General features: G+C 49.8%; 1 protein-coding gene. It reads right to left on the reverse strand.

All coding sequences use genetic code 11. The annotated features are described in order from the left end of the window. Positions 1-44: 44 nt before the first annotated feature. Positions 45-628: glutamate racemase (gene murI, locus EQY_RS0122915; RefSeq protein WP_000318381.1), on the reverse strand; the 584-nt coding region annotated here is incomplete at its 5' end.

Genomic DNA, 628 nt, shown 5'->3' on the forward strand with positions numbered 1-628 from the left:
AGGAAATTTAAAATAATTTTCCGAATGCGCAACATTCAACCAAATCAGCCTGAAACTGCCAGTTTTTCGAGCGTTTTGAAACCGTAACGCTGTAAAACGGGCAATAATTGTTCTGCTTCCGGCGTCATTGCCATACAAAAGGCAACATTCGCATCGGCAGATTTTGCATCCGGGGCTTCATGTTCTAACAACCAGGCCGTTCGGCGGGCAATTGCTGCGCCAGAATCTACCAGCCGTGTTCCCTCTGGTAGCACCTGTAACAGTTCTTCTCGTAATAGAGGGAAATGAGTACACCCCAGAACAACAGTATCTGGTGGCTCTTTCATTCTTAACCACGGACGCAAGATACGCTTTAGCGCATCCAGAGAAACTTCGTCGCCATGCAGTTTCGCTTCAGCCAGCTCAACCATCTCTGCCGATCCGAGCATTTCTATCTGACATTCATTGGCGAAACGCGCAATCAGTTCATGGGTATAAGAACGTTTAACTGTTCCGCGAGTTGCCAGCAATCCAACAATGCCATTAGCGGTCAGACGCGCTGCGGGTTTAATCGCCGGCACGACGCCGACAACCGGGAAGTCAAACTTTTCGCGTAATGCAGGAAGCGAAACGGTGCTGGCGGGGGTGG

Source organism: Escherichia sp. TW14182, from assembly GCF_000208525.1.
In the GTDB taxonomy this organism is placed as follows: domain Bacteria; phylum Pseudomonadota; class Gammaproteobacteria; order Enterobacterales; family Enterobacteriaceae; genus Escherichia; species Escherichia ruysiae.